The 22,923-nt window shown below is 40.4% G+C and carries 13 protein-coding genes and 1 pseudogene; 7 read left to right on the top strand and 7 right to left on the bottom strand.

The window, feature by feature from the left end; genetic code table 11:
- Positions 1-39: 39 nt before the first annotated feature.
- Positions 40-720: a riboflavin synthase gene (locus DP117_RS29135; RefSeq protein ID WP_169221692.1), complete on the bottom strand. Its 681-nt coding sequence runs from the start codon at positions 718-720 to the stop codon at positions 40-42.
- 341 nt (positions 721-1,061) lie between these two features.
- Between DP117_RS29135 and DP117_RS29130 the strand changes: the two genes are divergently transcribed.
- Both DP117_RS29130 and DP117_RS29125 read left to right on the top strand, forming a co-directional pair.
- Entirely contained in the window at positions 1,062-1,559 is a 498-nt protein-coding gene (locus tag DP117_RS29130; protein ID WP_169221691.1) for a bifunctional nuclease family protein, read from the top strand.
- Between the two features lie 58 nt (positions 1,560-1,617).
- Entirely contained in the window at positions 1,618-2,751 is a 1,134-nt protein-coding gene (locus DP117_RS29125) for an aldo/keto reductase (RefSeq protein ID WP_169221690.1), read from the top strand.
- 43 nt (positions 2,752-2,794) lie between these two features.
- Here DP117_RS29125 and DP117_RS29120 read toward each other — a convergent pair whose 3' ends face one another.
- A complete protein-coding gene (locus DP117_RS29120) occupies positions 2,795-4,351 on the bottom strand; it encodes a hypothetical protein (RefSeq protein WP_169221689.1) in 1,557 nt (518 codons plus the stop codon).
- A 212-nt stretch (positions 4,352-4,563) separates the two neighbouring features.
- Positions 4,564-10,455: a hypothetical protein gene (locus DP117_RS29115; RefSeq protein ID WP_169221688.1), complete on the bottom strand. Its 5,892-nt coding sequence runs from the start codon at positions 10,453-10,455 to the stop codon at positions 4,564-4,566.
- A 1,522-nt stretch (positions 10,456-11,977) separates the two neighbouring features.
- On the opposite strand from DP117_RS29115, the gene DP117_RS29110 reads away from it, so the two are divergent.
- From DP117_RS29110 to DP117_RS29100, 3 genes are read left to right on the top strand one after another with little or no spacing between them, the layout of a single operon-like run.
- Positions 11,978-12,151 (top strand): hypothetical protein, encoded by a 174-nt coding sequence (locus DP117_RS29110; RefSeq protein ID WP_169221687.1) that lies wholly within the window; start codon positions 11,978-11,980, stop codon positions 12,149-12,151.
- Positions 12,152-12,181: 30 nt separating this feature from the next.
- Positions 12,182-13,132 (top strand): pentapeptide repeat-containing protein, encoded by a 951-nt coding sequence (locus DP117_RS29105; RefSeq protein ID WP_169221686.1) that lies wholly within the window; start codon positions 12,182-12,184, stop codon positions 13,130-13,132.
- Positions 13,133-13,138: 6 nt separating this feature from the next.
- On the top strand, positions 13,139-14,467 hold the full coding sequence (locus tag DP117_RS29100; RefSeq protein ID WP_169221685.1) for an AAA-like domain-containing protein: 1,329 nt from the start codon (positions 13,139-13,141) through the stop codon (positions 14,465-14,467).
- 465 nt (positions 14,468-14,932) lie between these two features.
- Here DP117_RS29100 and DP117_RS29095 read toward each other — a convergent pair whose 3' ends face one another.
- Positions 14,933-15,289 carry a DUF6464 family protein gene (locus DP117_RS29095; protein ID WP_169221684.1) on the bottom strand — a complete coding sequence of 119 codons (357 nt, stop codon included), beginning with the start codon at positions 15,287-15,289 and terminating at the stop codon, positions 14,933-14,935.
- Between the two features lie 416 nt (positions 15,290-15,705).
- Here DP117_RS29095 and DP117_RS29090 point away from each other — a divergent pair, with 416 nt between their 5' ends.
- On the top strand, positions 15,706-16,863 hold the full coding sequence (locus DP117_RS29090) for a hypothetical protein (RefSeq protein ID WP_169221683.1): 1,158 nt from the start codon (positions 15,706-15,708) through the stop codon (positions 16,861-16,863).
- Between the two features lie 221 nt (positions 16,864-17,084).
- Here DP117_RS29090 and DP117_RS29085 read toward each other — a convergent pair whose 3' ends face one another.
- From DP117_RS29085 to DP117_RS29075, 3 genes are all read right to left on the bottom strand, one after another.
- On the bottom strand, positions 17,085-20,351 hold the full coding sequence (locus DP117_RS29085) for an MHYT domain-containing protein (RefSeq protein WP_169221682.1): 3,267 nt from the start codon (positions 20,349-20,351) through the stop codon (positions 17,085-17,087).
- Positions 20,352-20,680: 329 nt separating this feature from the next.
- Entirely contained in the window at positions 20,681-21,706 is a 1,026-nt protein-coding gene (gene obgE / locus DP117_RS29080) for a GTPase ObgE (protein WP_169221681.1), read from the bottom strand.
- Positions 21,707-21,834: 128 nt separating this feature from the next.
- Positions 21,835-22,524 carry a Mo-dependent nitrogenase C-terminal domain-containing protein gene (locus DP117_RS29075; RefSeq protein WP_169221680.1) on the bottom strand — a complete coding sequence of 230 codons (690 nt, stop codon included), beginning with the start codon at positions 22,522-22,524 and terminating at the stop codon, positions 21,835-21,837.
- A 219-nt stretch (positions 22,525-22,743) separates the two neighbouring features.
- Here DP117_RS29075 and DP117_RS29070 point away from each other — a divergent pair.
- Positions 22,744-22,845: pseudogene (locus DP117_RS29070) on the top strand (class I SAM-dependent methyltransferase); the annotation flags it as partial.
- Positions 22,846-22,923 lie beyond the last annotated feature (78 nt).

The raw sequence follows: 22,923 nt of genomic DNA, 5'->3' as shown, positions 1-22,923 counted from the left end.
CCCCCACTTCTCCATCTCCCCAGCTCCCCTACTTTCAATTCACAAATACCCGTGTTCAACCAAGAACGCGGGTGTTATGTCATTTGGAATTGTCTGTGTAGTTTGTTTCACGTCTTGATTACCGACAGAAAGATATTTTTCTACGTATTTGCCAAGAATATCCCCCTCTAAATTCACCCAACCGCCCGGACTTATATATTGAAGATTGGTTTCGGTGTAGGTCAGGGGAATCACTGCTACCTTAAACTGTGAAAGTTCTGGCTGATAATCAGCAACTGTCAGACTGATGCCATTTATGGCAATACTGCCTTTAGGAACAATATAGCGGGCGATCGCATCTGGAGCCGTAAATATCATTTCCCAAGAGCTTAATGTCGCTTGTGCTGACACAAGTTGACCCATACCATCCACGTGTCCCATGACGAAATGGCCGCCAACTTTACCTCCCACCTTTAGGGATGCTTCTAGGTTAACGTATCTCTGTTGTGTTTCTTCTTGTCCTAGTGTCGTGCGGCGCAGCGTTTCTGGTGAAGCCGTAGCGATAAATCCATCTTTTAAAATTTTTTCTACCGTTAGACAGATGCCGTCTACAGCAATACTGTCGCCCGTCGCTAAATCTTGCATAATGACATTATATGGCTGAGTCACACAAGTGATTTGCCAAGAATCCCCCTCCAGGGGTTTTACGGTTCCTAACGCTTGGATGATTCCTGTAAACACGGCTTTTTTGTAAAACTAACTCTATTTATGACTTATTTTTGCGGAAAAGCAGCTAGTAATTTACACAAAAAACTCGAAAAATTAAGTATGATTTTAGACAAAAATTGATGTCAACATCTCAAAACATTTACATTGACAGACTAAGCACATTTAGAAAAGTAGATTATTGTCGAATTAGAATTGTTTGGCTTACTCTGGTGTTCACATCCATTTAGTATTTAAAGTAGAAGCAATTATAGAGAATGAAGAGTTATGTTTATCCTTATCCCAAAACTGGTCAAAAAAAAGTACCATTTGTTACATGTTACCCTAGCACTCAAAGGATTTTAGAGGCTTAGCCAATGCTTGAAATGAGAGTCGCTGGCATAGCATTAGATGCCATAACCCGCAGCCCGATTGTACTGTTGAAAGATGCTTCAGACCGCCGTGCATTACCGATTTATATTGGTCAAGAACAAGCTAAAGCAATTATGGGCGCACTGGAGAATCAAAAGCCTCCTAGACCCTTAACCCATGACCTGATTGTAAATCTTTTAGAAGCATGGAACCTGTCTGTAGAACGTATTATCATTCATTCGTTGCAAAAGGATACATTTTATGCATCTTTAATTGTGAAGCAAGGAGATGTGAAAAAAGAAATTGACGCACGCCCAAGCGATGCGATCGCGATCGCCCTGCGTACAAATGCTCCGATTTGGGTTATGGAAGAAGTTGTTGCAGATGCTTCTATCCCTGTAGATCGTGATGCAGATGAAGCAGAACAAGAAGCCTTCCGAGAATTTATCTCCAATCTTCGACCTGAGGATTTGATTAAGCGCTTTGGCAGTAGCGAAATCTGACAGAAAAGTTATGAGGTATAAGTGAGGAGTTAAATTTATCTAAAATTTGAGTTAAGTTTTGCAATACCGACGCTTTGGAAAAACCAATCTACGCTTGTCTGTATTTTCTTTGGGGACAATGCGTTACTTAGCTTCAGAGGAAAATGCATGGCAGACTATCCAAAAAGCCATAGTGTTAGGGATTAATCATTTAGAAACTGCCAGAGGATACGGTAAGAGTGAGCAGTATCTTGGTGAGGCGATTTCTATTGGTTTACCAGTTTCTCGTTCCCAAGTTCACATCACCACCAAAATTCCACCGACACCTGATGCTGATACTATGCGTCGGTCTATCGATGAATCTCTAGCACGATTAAAGTTGGATTATCTAGATTGCCTGGGGATTCACGGCTTAAACACATGGGAACATCTTAACTGGGTAAAAGCCAAGGGTGGCTGTATGCAGGCGGTGCAAGAAGCTGTTGCTGATGGCCGAGTGCGATACGTTGGTTTCTCTAGCCATGCACCTTTAGAAGTGATTTTGGCAGCTATAGATACAGATTTATTTGATTTTGTCAATCTGCATTATTACTATTTTTTCCAACGCAACGCAAAGGCAATTCAGCGCGCTTTTGAGAAAGATATGGGTGTGTTTATTATTTCTCCTGCGGATAAGGGAGGACGCCTGTATACACCATCCCAAACTTTGAAAGATTTGTGTTATCCTTTTTCACCCTTAGAGTTAAATTATCGATTTTTACTGAGTGATCCTCGAATCACGACTCTAAGTGTGGGACCAGCAAACCCAGATGAATTAACAGAACCTTTGCGGGTTGCAGACTGTGATCAAACACTCACACCAGAGGAAACGACAGTTTTTCAACGTTTAGAAAATCATCAAAAGGCTGCTTTAGGAACAGACAAATGTAGTCAGTGCTACGCGTGCTTACCATGCCCAGAAAATATCAATATTCCAGAAGTGTTGCGGTTACGCAATCTTGCAGTCGCATATGACATGATAGATTTTGGGCAATACCGCTACAGAATGTTTGAAAATGCTGGTCACTGGTTTGGTGGGATGAAAGGGAATCGTTGTACAGAATGTGGCGACTGTCTCCCCCGATGTCCAGAACAGTTAAATATTCCAGTTTTATTACAAGATACTCATAGTAGACTCAATGGAGCCTCAGGACGGAGATTGTGGGTTAGTTAAAGCCACATGGGCAATAACATAGCCTTGCTCGTCTTGCGCGTAGTTATGAACCAGTAACTTGCTCTGGCTGCTGAGGAGCAATCAAGATAGGTTTGAACCGCTTGAATGTCTTAATGTCCACGCAGGGTGTAGAATCGAGCTTGGTTTTAAGTTTAGCACTGAAGGAAACTAGCTGCTCGGCAAGAACCTGACGATCACTTAAGCAGCCTTTGATTGCCATGAGTTCTCCCAGAGTCCATTCATACAGATGTCTGTCTGCATTGTTCATTATGACAATCAGTTCGTTCTTGGTTGTGATGATTTGGTTGAGAAGCTCATCTAGCTTGACACTGATCAAATTCGCAATCAGGATGTTAAATGTTTGTTTGTCACCTATTATATGGATCAGTTCATCAGCGTACTGGCTAACCAGACTTATAAATGTCTGATTCCACTCGTTGCGCATGCTCGAAATCTTGATGTCAATATCTCTGGAGAGTTTATTAAACTTATTGTTAATTTCAGTACTGTTAGCAACGAACTTTACAATCTCATTGTTGATTCTAGTGTTGTTGATAACACCGTGGTGTAAGCGCTGGTCAATATACTGGTTTAATTCCTGATTATCATTAACAATGTTATGAGTTATTAATGGGATGTTATTTTGTATCTTTTGCTCAAAGATTTGGTCGATTTGCTGAACGACATACTGGTCGATGTAATCCTTGAATTCCTGCTTATTGGAAATCTTGTTGATAATCAATCCGATGTTGTTACTTATCTTTTGCTCAAAGATTTGGTCAACGTACTTATTGATCTGCTGCCGACGACGTCTCCGGAACCAGGACACAAGCAAAGGCAGCAGTCCCAGCAAGAGCAACAGAGGCAGCCATGCAAATGGATTTTTGGAAAAGGAGTCTAAGGCACTTGAATATACGGCACTATCAAGTACAGAAGGATTATTTTTCCCGGTGTCTTGACTTTGATTGTTTCTTGGAATCTGGTCATCTTTTCTTCCCGAAGGCGATGTATTGTTTGCGCCAGGTATGGGCAAGGGCGGACTCATCCCTGTTCCAGAAGACTCTCCAGAGGGTTTATTTGTAGAATTTTGTGTCGCTCCATTTTGTGTTTTTTCTACAGGGTAAGATGTCGAGTTCCCTGAGTCAAATTTTCTTTGCGAAGGCGATGTATTGTTTTGGCCAGGTATAGGCAAGGGCGGACTTATTCCTCTTCCAGAAGACTCCCTAGAGGGTTTATTTGTAGAATTTTGTGTAGCTTCATCAGTCAACACTCCAGATGATGGGTTGTTTCTTCCCAGATTTCCTTTTTGTTCTTGGATAGAAGTTATTCCTGCTGGTTTTGACCCTCCTCCTTCAGTACCTCCATCTCGAACATTATTTTTTTGAGATGAAGGATCATTGATCCCTTGTACTTGATTAGCTTTTTTCTTAGAGCCTCCCTGAGGCTGTCCTTCTTGCTTCTTTGTAGAGTATTCTTCAGTGTCTAAATTCCTGAATGGTTGTTTAATTAAATGAGGTGGTGCATCAGACAAAACGGGGGTTGGAATCAACAGAGCTAATAAAACTGATACCCCAACATATGAATATCTTTTTTTTGCCATAACTGTAGTATGTCCGACCCACGCAAAGTAATTTTTTATTGACCAGAGGTGCAGATTTAAAACACTTAATTCCTGGTATTTGACTCTTCGTTATTTTCTGACGGTACTCAGCTTTGTTTTATTGCAGTAGGGTGCGTTAAAGCAATGCAGTAACGCAACCTCTACATTATCAAATTTGAGTTAACTGAGCTTTCAGAACAGAAGTCTAGTGATTAGCTTCCTGGTAATTGCTGCGGTTGCTGCTTCTGATCTATCGAGATAGGTTTGAACGGCTTGATGGTCTTGATGTCCACGCAAGTGGTTCCATCCAGCTTGGTTCTGAGTTCAGCGCTAAAGGTGACTAGCATCTCGACAAGAACCTCACGGTCGGTTAAGCAGCCTTTGATTGCCATGAGTTCTCCCAGAGTCCACTCATAAAGTTGTCTGTCTGAATTGTTCATCAGCACAGTCAATTCGTTCTTGGTTCTGATGATTTGGTTGAGAAGTTCGTCCACCTTGACGTTGATGATATTCGCAACCCGATTGTTGAATGTGTCTGCGTCACCTATTATATTGATCACTTGATCAACATACTGTCTGACCAGACCTATGAATGTTTGATTCCACTCGTTGCGGATGCTGTCAATCTTGATGTCAATATCTCTGTAGACGTTATTAATCTTGTTGTTAATTTCCGTACTGTTGGTAACCAAGTTCACAATCTCGTTATTAATGTCAACGTTGTTGGTTACATTTTGCTGTACACGTCGGTCGATGTACTGGTTTAAGCCCTCATTGTTATTGACAATGTTCTGGGTAATCACAGAGATATAATTTCGTACCTTTTGTTCATAGGTGTTGTCAATTTGCTGGCTGACGTAGTGGTCAATGTCAGTATTATTATTGACAATCTTCTGAATGATCAGTCTGTTGAATGTATCTGTGCCACCTAGGATGTTACTCAGTTCATCGACGTGCTGTCTTACCAGATTTATGAATGTCTGATTCCACTCGTTGCGCAGATTGGAAATCTTGTTATTAATTCCCGTACTGTTAGTAACTAAGTTGACAATCTCGTTGTTGACTTCAGTGTTGTTGTTTACAGTGTGCTGTAAGCGTCGGTCAATGTATTGGTTTAACTCCTCATTGTTATTGACAATGTTCTGAGTAATTGCTTTGATGTGATTTTGAATCTTTTGCTCATAAGTGTTGTCAATTTGCTGGCTGACGTAGTGGTCAATGTCAGTATTGTTATTGACAATCTTCTGGATGATCAGTCTGTTGAATGTATCTGTACCACCTAGGATGTTGCTCAGTTCATTCACATGCTGTGTAGCCAGACTGATGAATGCTTGATTCCACTCGTTGCGCAGGTTTGAAATCTTGTCGTTAATTTCAGTACTGTTGGCTACGAAGTTGAGAATCTGGTTGTTGACGTCAGTGTTGTTGGTGACACTGTGCTGTAAGCGCTGGTCGAAGTACTGGTTTAACTCCTCATTGTTATTGACAATGTTCTGAGTTATCGCTTTGATGTGATTTTGGATCTTTTGCTCATAAGTATTGTCAATTTGCTGGCTGACGTATTGGTCAATGTCAGTATTGTTATTGACAATTTTCTGAGTCATCACTCTGTTGAATGTATCTGTACCACCGATGACGTTGCTTAATTCATCTCCGTGCTGTGTAGCCAGACTGATGAATGCCTGATTCCACTCGTTGCGCAGGTTTGAAATCTTGTCGTTAATTTCAGTACTGTTGGCTACGAAGTTGAGAATCTGGTTGTTGACGTCAGTGTTGTTGGTGACACTGTGCTGTAAGCGCTGGTCGAAGTACTGGTTTAACTCCTCATTGTTATTGACAATGTTCTGAGTAATTGCTTTGATGTGATTTTGAATCTTTTGCTCATAGGTGTTGTCAATTTGCTGGCTGACGTAGTGGTCAATGTCAGTATTATTATTGACAATTTTCTGAGTAATCACTCTGTTGAATGTATCTGTACCGCCGATGATGTTGCTCAGTTCATCTCCGTGCTGTGTTACCAGACTGATGAATGCCTGATTCCACTCGTTGCGCAGGTTTGAAATCTTGTTGTTAATTTCAGGACTGTTGGCTACGAAGTTGAGAATCTGGTTGTTAACTTCAGTGTTGTCGGTGACACTGTGTTGTAAGCGCTGGTCGAAGTACTGGTTTAACTCCTCATTGTTATTGACAATGTTCTGAGTTATCGCTTTGATGTGATTTTGGATCTTTTGCTCATAAGTGTTGTCAATTTGCTGGCTGACGTATTGGTCAATGTCAGTATTGTTATTGACAATCTTCTGAGTCATCACTCTGTTGAATGTCTCTGTGCCACCGATGATGTTGCTCAGTTCATCTCCGTGCTGTGTTACCAAACTGATGAATGCCTGATTCCACTCGTTGCGCAGGTTTGAAATCTTGTTGTTAATTTCAGGACTGTTGGCTACGAAGTTGAGAATCCGGTTGTTAACTTCAGTGTTGTCGGTGACACTGTGCTGTAAGCGCTGGTCGAAGTACTGGTTTAACTCCTGATTGTTATTGACAAGGTTTTGAGTAATCAGTCTGTTGAATGTCTCTCTACCGCCGATGATGTTGCTTAGTTCATCTCCGTGCTGTGTAGCCAGACTGATGAATGCTTGATTCCACTCGTTGCGCAGGTTTGAAATTTTGTTGTTAATTTCAGTACTGTTGGCAACAAAGTTGACAATTCGGTTGTTGACTTCAGTGTTGTTGGTAACACTGTGCTGTAAGCGCTGATCGAAGTATTGATTTAATTGCTCATTGTTATTCACAATGTTGCGAGTAATCGCAGAGATGTGATTTTGGAGCTTTTGCTCATAAGTGTTGTCAATCTGCTGGCTGACGTACTGGTCAAGTTCAGTATTATTATTGACAATGTTCTGAGTAATTAGGTTGATGTTATTGCGTACCTTTTGCTCAAAGGTTTGGTCGATTTGCCCATCAACATGGCGATCAATGTACCGATTAAGTTCCTGCTTATTGACAAGGTTGTTGATTATTAATTCGACGTTATTACGTATCTTTTGCTCAAAGCTTCGGTCGATTTGCCCATCGACATGCTGATCGATGTACTGGTTGAGTTCCTGCTTACGTACAACGTTGTTAACAATTAATCCAATGTTGTTACGTATTTTTTGGTCAAAGATTTGGTCGATTTGCCTATCGACATGGCGATCGATGTACTGATTAAGTTCCTGCTTATTGAGAAGATTGTTGACAATTAATCCGATATTGTCACGTATCTTTTGCTCAAAGGTTTGGTTGAAGTACTGGTTGATCTGCTGGTTAATTCTGTTCGATATCTCAACGTTAATCTTTTGTTGCACAAACCTGTCTATGTAGCTAGACCAGTCTTGCAAGTGCTGGGTTACACTAAACTCCATCTGCTCTACATAAGCATCCATCGTATACCTGACTTTTTCCACTTCTATAGCCAGGTTCTTAAAGTGCTTCTCGTAGTTTTTCAAAAGCCAATGTTCAAGCTGATCCCAATACTTAGCCTCCAGCCCTGCATCGTTTTCATCTACTACCTTGAAAGATGCACTAATCTGCTGCAATCGGTCTTCTAACTTCTTCTTGTACTCGGCTTCGTTAATCTGTAAGGTAAACTTGTTCACGCCCACTGTTTCAGGACTCACAGATCCACTGCCTTGAATAGTTGTAACAGTCTCCGTCGAGCTGTTTGCACCCACTGGTTCACGACTCACAGATCCGCCTGTACCTTGAATAGTTGTAACAGTCTCGGTTGTAGTAGTCGGTTGTTGATTTGTAACAGTCCTAGTTGTAACAGTCTCGGTTGTAGTAGTCTTTTGTTTTTTCTTCTCGGTCAGTTCAGTTGCACTCACTGGCTCTATTGCCAGAATAATTTGTCCTTCATTATTTTCCTTGTAGGTGTCAAAAAATAAACCTGTCAAAGTCGTTTTTTCTTTGACCTCTAAAACGACTTCATCTTTGAGACCATTCAATGAAGACCAACTTTCTTCAGTTTCAATGCCAGTCAGTTTTGTAATAAATTTTCCGCCTTTGACCCAAATTAAAGCCCAAGGTTCTATGTTGAACTTCTTGTTATCTGACCAATAGCTAGCATTACCTTCACGAATTTTGATGCGATAGTTTCCGGGATTTAATTCAACGAAGTTACCACCTGATTGCTTCAAACTCGATAGGTAACTTTCATCCAACACATAACTATTGCGTTTGCTATCTACTGTTAAGATGTGAGGATTGAAAAATGGCTTTTTACTGGTAATCAAAAGGTCAATAGAGCCACTATTGTCATTATTGTTAACATCAAAGAACAAGGCATTGAGAACTGTTCTTTGTTTAACTTCTAACTTCAGACTGTCATTATATCCATTTAATGTTGTCCAGGTTGCACCTATCTCGAAACCTGTGTTTTGATTGATAAATGTACTACCATCAACTCCATAAATCCAAAGTAAAACAAATGGTTCTCCTTCTGTTTTCGCTTTAGCATATTTGTAGCGACCACCAGTAATTCTAATCTCAAAAGTTCCTTTGTCGAAAGTATAAGAATTTGCAACCTTTTGTTGCAAATTATTCATTTGATTGGGGTCGATAACATAACAATTGTTTTTGGAATCAATGGTTAAGATGCTCATACCTTCCTCGTTGATAGCTTTAATTTCTTGAGAAATATTTGCTTTTTCAGATTTTTCGTCTGAGTTGACTTGTGAGGTGGTTTGTGTTGTGACTACTGTTGAGTTGACTTGTGAGGTGGTTTCTGTTGTGACTACCGTCGCTGGTTCATAAAGAGTCATACCTGCCCAACGACCGATAGGATCGGTTGTGGCAACTAAAGTTCCTTTACCCGTGGTAGTATCAATACGGATTAATTGACCGTCTTTACCTAAGTTAAAGAAGTTACCAGTGACGCCATAGAGAACATCGCCAACAAATTCCATGCTGGCAAGAGCAGCAAAGCCAGTATCGCCAATAGTGTTGACTTCACCTGTATCAAGATTGCAGCTTGCTAATAACTTCTTCTTGTCGTAACCAATCAAGGTAATGTAAGCTTTGCCATTAGCATCAAAAGCAACTTCGCCACAGTTGTAGTCTTTATCTGCTACCGTTACTACTGGCGTCCCTTTACCTGTTTTGAGATTAATAGCAATCAGTTGTTTAGCTGTTGTGGCGTAGAGGATCTGACGCTGGCGATTATACGCTAAGCCAGCACAGGTAAAGCCAACATCACCAACTACAGTAGCATCACCTGAATTCAGGTCGATTTTAACTAATTGAGTTTTGTCACCCTCTTGATCAAGTCCATATAGTTGGAAACCGACAAAAGCAATGTCAGAAACTTCTGTTACTATCTCGCCAATAAAAGTCGCTTTACCTCTAGCTAAATCCAGAGTATAAAGTTTGCTTAATTCATTGGAGACACAATCTTGGATATAAACTGCACCGGGTTTGAGCTTAATAGTTTTAGCTGTGCGACTTCCACAGATAACTTTTTCTAAAACTCCACTAAAACCACTGATAGCATCTTTATTTGTAAAAGATTGTCCACCTGTTGAGGTTGCAAGTCTTTTGTATTCAGTTTTGATACTTTCTTGATTTTTGCTCTTTGAAGTTCCAAAATAGGTGTGAACAGTCACTCCTACTGCTTGGGCTTTTTGGATAGCTAAATTAGCAGCTTTGATATCCTCTTGCTCTGTTTTATCTCCACCTCCTTCGAGTGCTTCATCGCCGAGATAAAAGATAGCGCGGGAAGCGCCTTCACGCCAGTCAAAGTAATCTGAGATATCTTCAATGGCGCGAGCTGCATCTTCTTGAGCTCCTGCGTCTGCAACTTGTCCTTTTTTTCGACTTCGCAGTTTGGATTCAGGCACCTTCTTTTGAGTCAAATAGGCTCTCAAGGTTTGGTCAAAGTTTGTCCCTTTCCAAGTACCTTCTATACCTAACCAAACGACTCTTAAATCTGATGGACAACTGGATTTAGCTTTGGCGATCGCACCAGCCGCAGCATTACTCAAAGCCTGTGCTTCATCTTTCATCGAAGGACTAGTATCGATGACGATCACTAAATCAACAGAAGGTATTGAGCGTGCTTGATTACTCATGCTTTTTTCTTTTTTTCTCTTTTGGTTGAAAGCGAATAATTTCATACAGCTCCCGTTTGAACTTCATAGGCAAAAGTTTGATAGCTCAAGGCAAGTGCGTTGGCAAAAGGAGGAATGTTAGAGCGCAATTCGCAACTTGGTGCGCGGGAGGCTCCAAACTATGTCCATACGCCTAATTGCGTCTAATTGCGTCCACTTTGCACGTTAGGAGGATTATCCTTCGCATGCAAACTACCGTCGGTGACTGAACAAAGCTAGAGGACTCCAGGGCAGGTATGCTGAAGAAATTAAGAATTTTTTTGAAAAAGTTAGTACTCTGTTTCCTGCCTTCTGGTTTGATGCCCCCAACTTATGGTATGGAAAAGGAAATAAGGTTTATTCCGAGATATATAGCACGAGGAATAAGGCGTCCTTATTTCAAGCCCCCAACTTATAGTATGCGGTTTCCCTTTTGCCTTGCCGCCACAGGCGGCTTGACTTTCAGTCTGTTTGCGAGTGCATGCGCTGTTTCAGGGTTGGACTAAAAGGTGTAAAAATCCGGCAGCTTCAGGAAAAACAGATCCTTCTATTAATTTCGTCTGCTGTTTTTCCGCGCTTGTTCGTAGGTTCTAAACCCGTTAACGTGTAATGAAGAAGCTGACTCGGGGAGATGCTAGCCCTGGAGAGGGCGCGCAGCTAACGCGCTGAGAGGATTTTTCGCTTGCTGATCAAACGGAAATTTACAATTTACACATTATTTGAGATGCTTGCATTGAGTTTTTGCTCAAATGCCCTGAGTTCCTGCCATTTGCGTGACAACATAATTCGGGGAATGCAAGAAATGCTTGAGTAAGTGAGTAAGTTTTTTAGATTACTGAATACTAGAGTACTTGATTTTATTGTTGTAAAAAGTACATAAATCTCATATCCTTTTTTTCTTGATACATTCTCTTATTTCTGATCTCCCATAGCCTATTTATGTTTTTTGTCAATAAACATATTTTAGATTTTTATATATCTTTTTTTCATTTCATTTGGCTAGTAACATATTAATTTAATTTTGTCAATAAATAAAATTAACATATTAAACAAAATAATATCTTGCTTGGAGCTGGAGTTTAAACTAAATTCTATTTTTCCGGCTACAGTCCTTGTGCAGCAGGCATTTTAGAGGAATCATCACAAAAAGTCTAGAAATTAGGAAAGCTTGTCTGGATAAGGGTTTGGCAGTTTGATAAGCCTAATTAGGCTAAACTCCTAATTCCAATTAAAGTTAAAACTATAGAAAGTCTTAAGCTTTTCACAATCATCATTCTTTGTTAAATTAAGTAGCATTGTTATTGTGAGAAAATAACATTGATTAAAACCGCTCTGGTGTCTGTGTTGGTGTCTGTGTTAGAGATGGGAAGTGAGAAAGAGTAAGTTGTAAGTAGCAAAGAGTATTTTCATGACTATGGGCGTTCCACGTATGCTTAGAAGCAGGTTGTGAGCCATAGCTGATAGTATTATCTTGAAAGCAAAGCAGACAGCAGAGGAGCTACTCATGTGGATAAGTATACTTACAGCGTCCTTACAGCGAAGCCCCACTGGCGCTCATTTGCGTGGCACAAGAGATGAAAATTTTAGTCTAAATTTTAGTCTATGTTGGCGTGTGATCATCATCGGGTGCTCTTTGGCGATCGCTGTGGCGCAAGCTATAGGCGTTGAAATCACCTAGGCGTCTATCACCTAGGCGTCTATCTTGAAAATGAGGAATCAAGAATTAGGAAATAATGTGAACGCGAATGAAATTCTCCAACGTTATGCAGCAATGGAAAGAGATTTTCAGAACCTGAGCTTCAGTCAAACTTCCTTGAGTGGTGCGAATCTCAGTGGCGCGGATTTTAGTCATGCCAATTTGAATGGTGCTGATTTTAGTAAAGTTAACTTGAGTGGAGGTCAATTAGTTTGGACAGATTTGAATCGAGCTAATTTGAATAAAGCAAATTTGAGTAGAGTCAATCTATTTCATGCCTCTCTGTTATGGGCAAATCTAAATGAGGCTATTTTAAACGGAGCCAACCTCAGTGGCGCTCGATTAAATTATGCCAAGCTAGAGTTTGTTCAATTAAGAGATACAAATTTAACAGAGGTTGACTTGGAAGGAGCAATTTTAGCTCATGCTGATTTAAGTAGAGCGAATCTTTTCAAAGCAATTCTCAAAGGAACTGATTTCACGAGCGCGAATTTCGATGATGCTATTCTCAGCCAATCTAACTGGGAAGGTGCTATCCTGCGTGCGGCTTTCTTGCGGCGGGTTGACTTGGAGAAAGCACAATTACAGGAAACAATTTTGAACGAAGCTGACTTGAGTGGAGCTGACTTAATTGGTGCTGATTTGAGTCATGCTGATTTAACTGATGCAATCTTAGTGCAAGTTTCCTTGGAATTAGCCACTTTGTTAAATACAGACTTGAGTGGAGCTAATCTAGAACAAGCTTCGTTATTTAATGCTAACTTAGAAGGTGCAGTGCTAGAAAAGGCGATTTTGAGAAATACTGACTTAAGACATGCAAATTTTAAAAATACCCAGCTTGAGGGAGTAGATTTTTCTGGTTCCCGTGTTAAGGGAGCGCTTTTTAATGATGTGATTGGCTTAACCGCTCAACAAAAACAATGGCTCAAAGAAAATGGAGCTTTAAATATCTGTGACTTGTAAAGATAGATGACGAGTATTGAACAAATCATCGAATCAACAGAAGCGTTAATTCTTGACAAGACAGGAAAATCGCTCTCATTTATCCAAAAAATTGTCCTGTCAGAATCCATCTCTGAGACGAAAAAAACCTATGCACAAATAGCGACAGAAAACAACTACTCAGAAACTTACATTAAACAAATAGTTGCTCCTAAATTATGGCAACTTCTTTCTGAAGCTCTTGGGGAGAAAGTCAATAGAACGAATTGTCGTGCTGTACTAGAGCAACGATTAAACACTTCATCTTTGCAGACAACATCCAAGCCTGCACAGATGCAACGAAAGATAGCGTTAGAATCTCCAGAAGGACAAGTTCCTCTTTCTTCTACTTTGTATATTGAGCGGAATTTAGAACAAATCTGTTATCAAGAAATTCTCCAACCTCGTGCATTAATTCGCATCAAAGCGCCTCGAAAGATGGGGAAAACTTCCTTAATGACAAGAATTCTTGCTTATGGTCGTTTACATAATTATCATACAGTACGGTTAAGTTTACATCGTGCTGAGACAGAAGTTTTCACCTCATTAGAAAAATTTCTGCGCTGGTTCTGTGCCAATGTTACTCATCAATTGGGACTAGAATCAAAGCTAGAGGATTACTGGGATGAGGAAATAGGTGCTTTGATGAACTGCACTATTTATTTTCAAGGATATCTATTACAGCAAATCTCTAGTTCCGTTATCTTGGCATTAGATGAAGTGAATAAGTTGTTTGAATATCCGAAACTAGCTCGTGATTTTCTCGCACTATTACGCTCATGGCACGAGGAAACAAGAGATATTTCGATTTGGCAAAAAATTCGGCTTGTCATTGTTCAATCTACCGATATTTATATTGCCTTGGACATTAATAAATCTCCCTTTAACATAGGATTAGTAATTGATTTACCTCCTTTTACAAGATTCCAGGTAGAGGATTTAGCACAGCGTCACGGACTCCAGATGACATATTCTGTACTGGAACAATTAATCGAACTCACGGGAGGATTTCCTTACTTAGTACGGCTAGCGTTGTATCAGATTGTCCATGGTGAGATTCTCTTAGAAAATTTATTGCAAAATGCCAGAAATCATACTGCTATTTTCAGCAATCATTTACAAGAACAATTGTCCTATCTCCAGCAAAATACTGACTTAGCAGATGCTTTTCAGCAAGTCATAATGACAACTAAACCAATTACCTTAGAACAACAGATAGCGTTTCAGTTAAAAAGTTTGGGATTGGTACATCTTTCAGGAAGACAGGCAACGGTTAGCTGTGGATTATATCGAGAGTATTTTAGTGCTGGAGTTTAGAGGTAGAAATTATAAGGATGGCTGGCTGAAAACCCTTGAGGAACAGCAACGTAGTTGCGAATTCCGTACTTCAGGCAAGGGGACGCCACATGCCTCAACGGGGGGAGCCCCCGCATGGCAGTGGCTCATGAAAGCTGCATGAAAGCCTTTAGGCTTGAGTCAAGGATGCTAAAATATTTACATCAGTACAAGATTTAAAAACCTACCCCCGGACTGGGGGAAAGTCTACGCCCAAAACATTCACAGAGGAGATATCAGCACGCCCTTGTGGCAAACGTGTTGAGCCGCTTAACCTGTGCAAACAGGATATTAAGGCAGCGATGTCTTAAGAATCCCCTCGCCTTCAGGCAGGGGAGTGTCAAGTAGAAATTCTGTGGAAATATTGCTTCCTAAAAAAATATTTCAGGAAGCACGCTTTTTCAAAACGCGATGGAGGTAAAAGAAGAAGGTGGGCGCAAAATGATATCAGACATGCTTTTCGTAGTCTGGGCACATTTTGCAATCACTCATTGGATTAACAGCACACTTGAGATAAGTGGAGTGAGCGTTGTATTTGCAGGTGCAGTCGCCCAATGTCTCCGTAGAAAATGTATTAGCTAAAATATGAGCCGACTGTCTTGCTTGTTGATCCTGAAATCCCTTAGCAAACAAGCTGTAAGTCATTGCAATACTAATTTGATGCGCACACGCAAAGTCTTTGTTGAATGTCGCAAACTCTTGTTGCATTTGATCGCGCGTTGCTGCAAAGCCTTTTTCAAGGTTGTCTAGTGTTTCTTTTAATTTGCAATTGTCGATAGTGAATTGAAATTTTAGCTTGCTCATGAGTTAGTATCGGTACTTTGCGGTAGCTTAGCCTTAGACTGCAAAGACGACAAGATCAGTAGACGACATACTGAACAAATTCACTCACCTTGCAGCGATAGCTAGCCCCTTAGGGGGCCTACGCTAACGCTGCTGCGCTTTGCGCAGATCGCTATGCGATTGAGAGATTTTTGAAAAGCTTTATATCCAGAAGCTTGTCGTCCCAATTTCCAAATAACAACTTACTAACATTCAACTAACATTCAAACAACATTGCACTGAGACTTTTGCTTGATTCGGAAATGACATTTACTATAAAGATATTAATTATACCTCTTTAGTACTACTATTTAGTACTTTAGCTATATTGAACAAAGTAAGTATTACTGGTATCCTTTTCTTTCGGTTGTACCAAGTTTCCACCTGCAAATTAATTGATGCTGTTACCTACCAATATTTCTAAAACTCCTTCCGTTGAGCTTTTGATGAGCATTTGGGCAGAACGTTATACAGTTGATGTGTCTTCTGTATCCAAAAATCCTCAATTCTACGGAGAATTGATTAAAGCTGCTTACCCGGAAGCTAGAGCCTTGACTGCAGCTAAATTGTTGAACAGAGTACTGTACCGTACAACTAATCAAGCAAGTGTACAGGGAAAATCTCTCTACGAATATATTCCTGATATTGTTGATTCTCGCTCAGAGCAGCGAATCACTCAATTTGCTTACAAAGCTTATCAAAAGTTGCTGGAAGCTTACCAAAAGGAGTCTGGTATGGTTGTCGTTCCTAAAGGAGGAAGAACAACAAGTCATGATCAGCAGACTTTTCTTTTATTATGGGCGATACCAAACATCGAAAAACTCGTTAGTGAAATGGAAGACTTGATACTCAAATATCAAGAACAACATGTCATGACAAGAGATCAGCGTGTGCTTGGTTTTCTGACTACACTGCTCAATTTCACTAACCAGTCATTGATAACTCAATTGACATTAGCTGAGAAAGTGTTGCTGTGTCCTTATTTCAAGTTCATTGAAGAATATGTTGCTATTCCCTGGGTGCGAGTTTGTGCAGCTGCTGTGAAGCATCAGCTCAGTTCACCAACTTTTACTCTAGTTAAGGAAATGTTGCCTCTAACTTCTGAGATTAGTTCAATAGTTTACTGTCGGCTTTTAGAATTATTGCCCAATCATTATAGCAAGAGAGGCTCATTGGGTAATCCAGAGGTAACTCACTCTTGTCTTCGTGACTTAGACATGTTCCAGGCTTACTTGTGGCTTTGCGTGTTAGAAGAAAGCCCAAAATTTATCGAACAGGAGCTGGTGCCATTATGTGTAATGGTGATGCAGAGTGTGGGAGTGAAATGGGAAATGACGAACAAATGGAAACAACTATTAGCAGATGAAATAGAAAACCGTCTGCAACCAGAACACAAGCCGCTTTTGCTGAATTACACTCAAAGTATGGAGGAAGCATTTTTTGCAGCGCGTAAGCGCCTGGGTTGCCAAGTTGACATAGTAGAAATTTCCTCTGAGTACAAAGAAAACTTGACTGTTCACCTCAGTTCTCAAGATTCTTACAATACTGTGTGGTGAAGACAAAGATCTGATGCAGTGACAAGCAGTCTGTAAGTTCTATGTTGACGTACTTAACAAGATGAGTTGCAAATCAAAGAGGCGATCGCACCTGCAGGATGTAGGTTTTAACAAGGTTATCAGGTTTGAGGCGGAAGTCGCTTCTTTTCATCGTCAATAAGCCTGTTAAGGCAGCATCTACCTTTTTTTCACTCAATAGTTGTCTGGATTTTTAATAGCATTTATTCAAACTTGGTATTAGTAAGTGCTATGACTTGCTCAAAGTCGAAATTTTCAACTAAAACTGTCAAATACTCAATCAAATCTACTTTGTCTGCTGGAATTTGTTTCATAAGTTGAAGAATTCGTAAATCGTTGCCACCAGAAGCAGCATTGTGAAGCTGTTGTATCCACGCAGTGGGCATAGTTGCTATCTGAGAATCCAAGTTAGGAGAATTGCTAACAACCTTAGAAATCGGTGAAGTGATATCTGTATTTAGAGTTTTTTCTTGATAAAGATATTGTACGTTCAAATATTGGCTTATTTTTTGGAATAAATCTTGTTCTTGAAAGGGTTTACTCAAGATATCATCACAGCCAGCACTTAAAATTTTTTGTTTTTCCTCTTCAAAAGCACTTGCTGTTACGGCAATGATAATGGTTTGATGAGAATCGGGAAACTTTTCTTTTTGCCTTTGCTTAATCAAGCGAGTCACCTCACAACCATCTATCAAAGGCATTCGTATATCCATAAAAATTAAGTGCGGTTCCCATATTTCCCAGATAGTGAGAGCATTTTGACCGTTGGTAGCTTCGCGTACTTGAAAGCCTAAGTTATTTAAGAGTTTAACCAATAGCATACAGTCGGTTTGCTTGTCCTCGACAACTAAAATTCGATAAACTGGTTGTCCAGAAGCTAAGCCTATGATTTTCTGAGTGACGAATTCAAGAGTTTGTGTTTTCGCTTCAGTTGTCTGACACACAGGGATAGAAAAGCTAAACTCAGTTCCTACTCCTAAGGTACTGCTAACCTTAATTTCTCCCCCCATGATTTGCACAAACTTATGACTGATGGATAAACCTAAGCCAGTACCCTCACCAGATTTTAACCCTGTTGCAGTTTGTCCAAAAGCTTGAAATAATTTATCGAATTCATTGGGGTTAATACCAGGACCTGTATCTGTTACCTTGAACAGTAGATGGGATGCTGGGGAGTTAGGGTTGTGTTTGTCTATTTCCCCTTGTTCGATTGATACCCGAAGAATAACACTTCCTCTTTCGGTAAATTTAGTAGCATTATCTAGTAAATTAATCAAGACTTGACGTAGTTTATTTTCGTCAGTTGTGATGTACTGCGGAACTTGAGGAGTACACTCAAAGACTAAGTTTAAGCCTTTGGATTGAGCTTTGAGTTTGAGCATTCCCTCTAAATTCTTGAGTAGATGAAATAAATTAAATTTATTCTTATTAAATGAAACACCTCCTGCTTCGATTTTAGACATCTGTAAAATGTCGTTAATTAACGACAGCAGATGTTCACCACTACGATTAATGATTTTTAGATATTCCCGATGCTCTGCTTTAATGGAGGTGTCACGGTTCATCAGTTGGGTAAAGCCAAGAATTGCGTTGAGTGGTGTTCTTAGTTCGTGGCTCATATTTGCTAAAAATTCGCTTTTAGCACGGTTGGCTCTATCAGCGGCTTCCTTGGCTTGTTTGAGTTCGGTAGACTGCTGTTGCGTTTGTGCGAACAATTGCGCCTGTTGGATTGCGACTCCAAACTGTGCCCCAATCTGAATAACGATTTTGATGTCTGCTTCTTTCCACTGACGAGGAGCAGAATTTTGATACGTCGAGAGTAAACCCCACAGCTGATTGCTACAAAAAATAGGAACTGTGATGTACGCGCGTGCTTGAAGTTGTTCTAAGAATTCAAGGTAACATGACTCAAATCCAGCTTCGTAAATATCCGAAACGCACCGATAAGTTATACCAGAACGGAAATCACCGCCTTGCGTGTCGTACAGATAAGTGTCTTGGATAATTTTATCTGCATCCGTTAAATTTTGAATGATACAATCGGTTTGATTGACCGCAATCTGCGTCAATTGAAGCTGCTGATTTTCTTGTACGCTCATCAGTTGTTTCCAACCTTCTGCAACTGACTCAGAGACAATTTCTCCACTCCAGTCAGGATGAAAGCGATAAACAATGACGCGATCGCAGCTTAAAGCTTGTCGTAATTCTTGTGTTGTCGCACTGAAAATTTGCTCAATTTCCAAAGTTTGACGCATGCGTTGAATCACAAAAGCAATTGTTTTTTCTCGTTCTGCACTTTTGGCGAGTAATTCTTCTGCTTGCTTTCTTTTTGTAATATCATTCAAGGTACAGATCACTCTCTCGACACGACCATCATTTCCGATTTGGGGATCTGCATTAACTAACAGCCAGTGTTGATTTTGGCTTTTTGGATGCTCAATTCCTATGACTACATTGTGAATAGGTTTTTGTAGGACTATTGCTTTCTGTACAGGTCGTTCTTCTTCTGAAAGAGGTTTACCATCTTCACGTAACAATAACCAATCTGCACCAAAGACTTGAGGCTGTTTATCCTCAGGATTAATATTGAGGAGGTTGTTTGCTGCTTGATTACTGATGAGGATTTCAGCATCGCGATTGAGCAATAACACTCCCACTTGCATTTGTTTAATCAGCGTGCGAAAACGTTTTTCACTTTCCTCTAAAGCTTTTTGTTGTAATAACTGTTCTGTGAGGTATTGGTCAAATAGAGAAGTTAATAAGGTTAAGCTCAATATAAATAATGTTGCAATCCCAATAGTAACAGCCAACCAGGACTGATTGATCACAGGAGATTGTAATTTAGAAAAATTCTCACTAGACACAAAGTGAGTTGCCCACATTCCAGTGTAGTGCATCCCACTAATGGCAATTGCCATCAAAAAGGCACTGCCAACTTTTTGCCATATCGCCCCTTTTAAGTTTTGATTTTTTTTCAATCGAAACGCTAACCATAGAGCTGCAAAAGAGGCAATGATGGCAATAATCACTGATAAACTGACTAACGTGATGTCATACTCAAGCTTTGCTTGAAGTCGCATCGCAGCCATTCCTGTGTAATGCATTGAGGCGATCGCTATTCCCATGCAAACGCCACCACCGATTAAAACTGGTATTGAGATGAAACGGCTTAACAACGATAAAGCAATGCTAGAAGCAAGCACTGCAAATAGCAGAGACAGCAGGGTAATCCATACATCGTAAGTCACATGTGATGGTAATTCAAAGGCCAGCATCGCAACAAAGTGCATTGACCAAATGCCTGTCCCCATAGCGATCGCTCCCCCAAACAACCAGAGCAAAGGTCTCCATTTCCAAGCAAGCTGCACTCTTGCTGATAAGTCTAAGGCTGTGTAGGAAGAAATCAGTGCGATCGCAAACGAAAGCCCAACTAATTCTAATTTATACGTGCCTGTCAATTCACTATACATCTTTTATGCATTTACCCAACAGACGACTCAAATGTGAACCAATTGTTTTTCATACAGTACAAGACTCGTACTCTGTGGCAATGGAGTAACATCTTTGACTTAATCAAATAACTTAGTATCTTCAGATATTTTGACACTTGTACTATCAGATAAAAATATCAATTTTGTCATTCACTTTGAGTGTTCAAGCTATGAAAAAATTATTTTTTTGAAAAATATATGTAATTTTACTTGTTTCGTTAATTTTAACATCCACTCTCACCGCTCATTGTTCATCCGATAATTTTCATTTCTGGTTATGAGTATTTCTACGGTCATGTGAATCTTCATCATATCTTTTCGCTAACTTCCACAGCATTGAGTTGGTCAAGAATTAGCCAAATGTGCTGCAACATCGGTTCTAAACCAGTACCTGTAACCGCCGAAATTAGAAAAACAGGACAGTAACACAGATGATTGAGTTGCGTAGCTAGTGCTTCCAAATCCTTTGTTTCCCTATCTACAGCATCAATTTTGTTCAGCACTAAAACTTGTGGACGTTCTGCTAAACCTCGTCCGTATACTTGTAATTCTTGCTTAATTATGTTATAATCATTCACCACGTCTTCACTCGTTGCATCAATCAAGTGTAACAGTATGCGTGTACGCTCAATGTGACGTAAAAAATCGTGTCCCAGTCCTGCTCCTTGGGAAGCGCCCTCAATAAGTCCGGGAATATCAGCAAAAAGAGTACCATCTCCGCTGGGTTTTCGCACCACACCCAAATTTGGAATCAAAGTTGTGAAGGGGTAGTCAGCAATTTTGGGGCGTGCAGCAGATAAAGCTGAAATTAAAGTCGATTTTCCAGCGTTTGGCAATCCAATAATCCCAACTTCTGCCAAAAGTTTCAATTCCAGACGAAGTAATTTGATTTCTCCTGGTAGTCCAGGTAAAGCATACTCAGGGGCGCGGTTGCGGTTACTCAAAAAATACTTGTTTCCCAGTCCACCTTTACCACCTTCAGCAACGAGCAAAGTTTGTCCACTTTCAACCAAGTCTCCCAGTATCTCATCAGTTTCGGCATTATAAACAACGGTTCCACAGGGAACTTCAATAATCAAATCTTTACCATTTGCCCCTGTACGATTATTTGGTCCACCACGAGAACCGTTTTCTGCCTGAAAGCGATGGTTATATCTAAAGTCAAGCAATGTTTGCAGATTTTCTACAGCAACTAACATCACTGAACCACCTTTACCCCCATTCCCACCAGAGGGGCCACCGGCTGGTACATATTTTTCTCTGCGGAAGGCGACAATACCATCGCCTCCCTTTCCTGCTTCCACTTCAATTTTTGCTTGATCAATGAATTGCATACTAGAGCTTTGAGTCCTGAGTGATTAGTCATGAGTTATAAATTATAAGTGGTTAATGAACTCCTCACCTCTGTTTTTGGGAAAGACCAAAAGGTAACTCACATGCCTCACCACTCAATACTCAATACTCAAATATATGGCGAAACATCTTCACCACAATCATCTGCAAGATAGGATAAAGCGCGGAAACGCAAGCCTACTAGTTGTTCATAAAGTGGGTTGAGTTTACACAATGGCGGAATGTGAACAACTTTACGTCCGAACAGCTTGACATCACGCTCGAAAGGACATTGTGAAGGTATCATCTTACATAAAAAGCGAGCGACTCTGGGGTCTTGGATGTCTAGCTTGTCAAGCCAGTCGCGCATCGGACGCAATGCATCAATTTGACGCTTTGTTGGTGGGGCTTGTAAGGGAACTGGAGTTGTTGTAGAAACCTGCGGTTGTGGGTGTTCGAGTGTGTGGCGGAGGGCTTCTAACAGATGCTCTGGTTGTTCTAGAGCTTTGCATAACTGATGCAACACATAGTCTTCGCTAGAGGAATATGTACCATCTGCGATCGCCACTAAAACTGCTGTACGTAAGAAATCCTCTGCTGTTTTTGTACCTTTGCCCAAAACAGCGGCTAATTCATCTGGTTCTATTGGCTCTAATGACTCTATCTTAATGCCAGGAGCAAGTTCATTCTCGGTGATGTTGGTAATTAATTCCTGTTCTTGAGCATCGAAGTCACCATCAGCCCAAGCGATCGTCAGGAGTCCACGTAGCCAAGCAGCAATTTGTTCGCTGGTATAGGGAGATTTCACGGCACTTGTCATATGACGCCTTAAGCAACTCTCACGTCTATACTAACCTGTAGTGAGATGGCACACTGTAGTGCTCAGTGCAAAAGCTTTTCAGAGTTTTGAGTGTGCAATTGAGGAAAACATTTTCTAGATTTTTAAGCACCACTATACTTGCTGTCTAGTTATCTTTTTTGAGATTTTTTTCTATTTATAATAAGAGACAGCAAATTAAGCAAGCCAGTTGAGGTATTCATGACGACTAAAACCAAAGTTGACTTAGGTATCGTACAAGAAACCCTACTTATCACCCTTTGGGCAAGAGCTGCTGAACTACAGCAAACCGACCCCCTGCTGGCGCTCTTATTGTTCTCAATCCACAAGAAGTTCACACTGGATATTCAGCAAGTAAACTACCCACACTGATTCGGAGTA

Origin of the sequence: Brasilonema sp. UFV-L1 (assembly GCF_012912105.1) — a bacterium.
Classification (GTDB): domain Bacteria; phylum Cyanobacteriota; class Cyanobacteriia; order Cyanobacteriales; family Nostocaceae; genus Brasilonema.
This window is presented reverse-complemented; position numbering and strand designations above follow the sequence as displayed.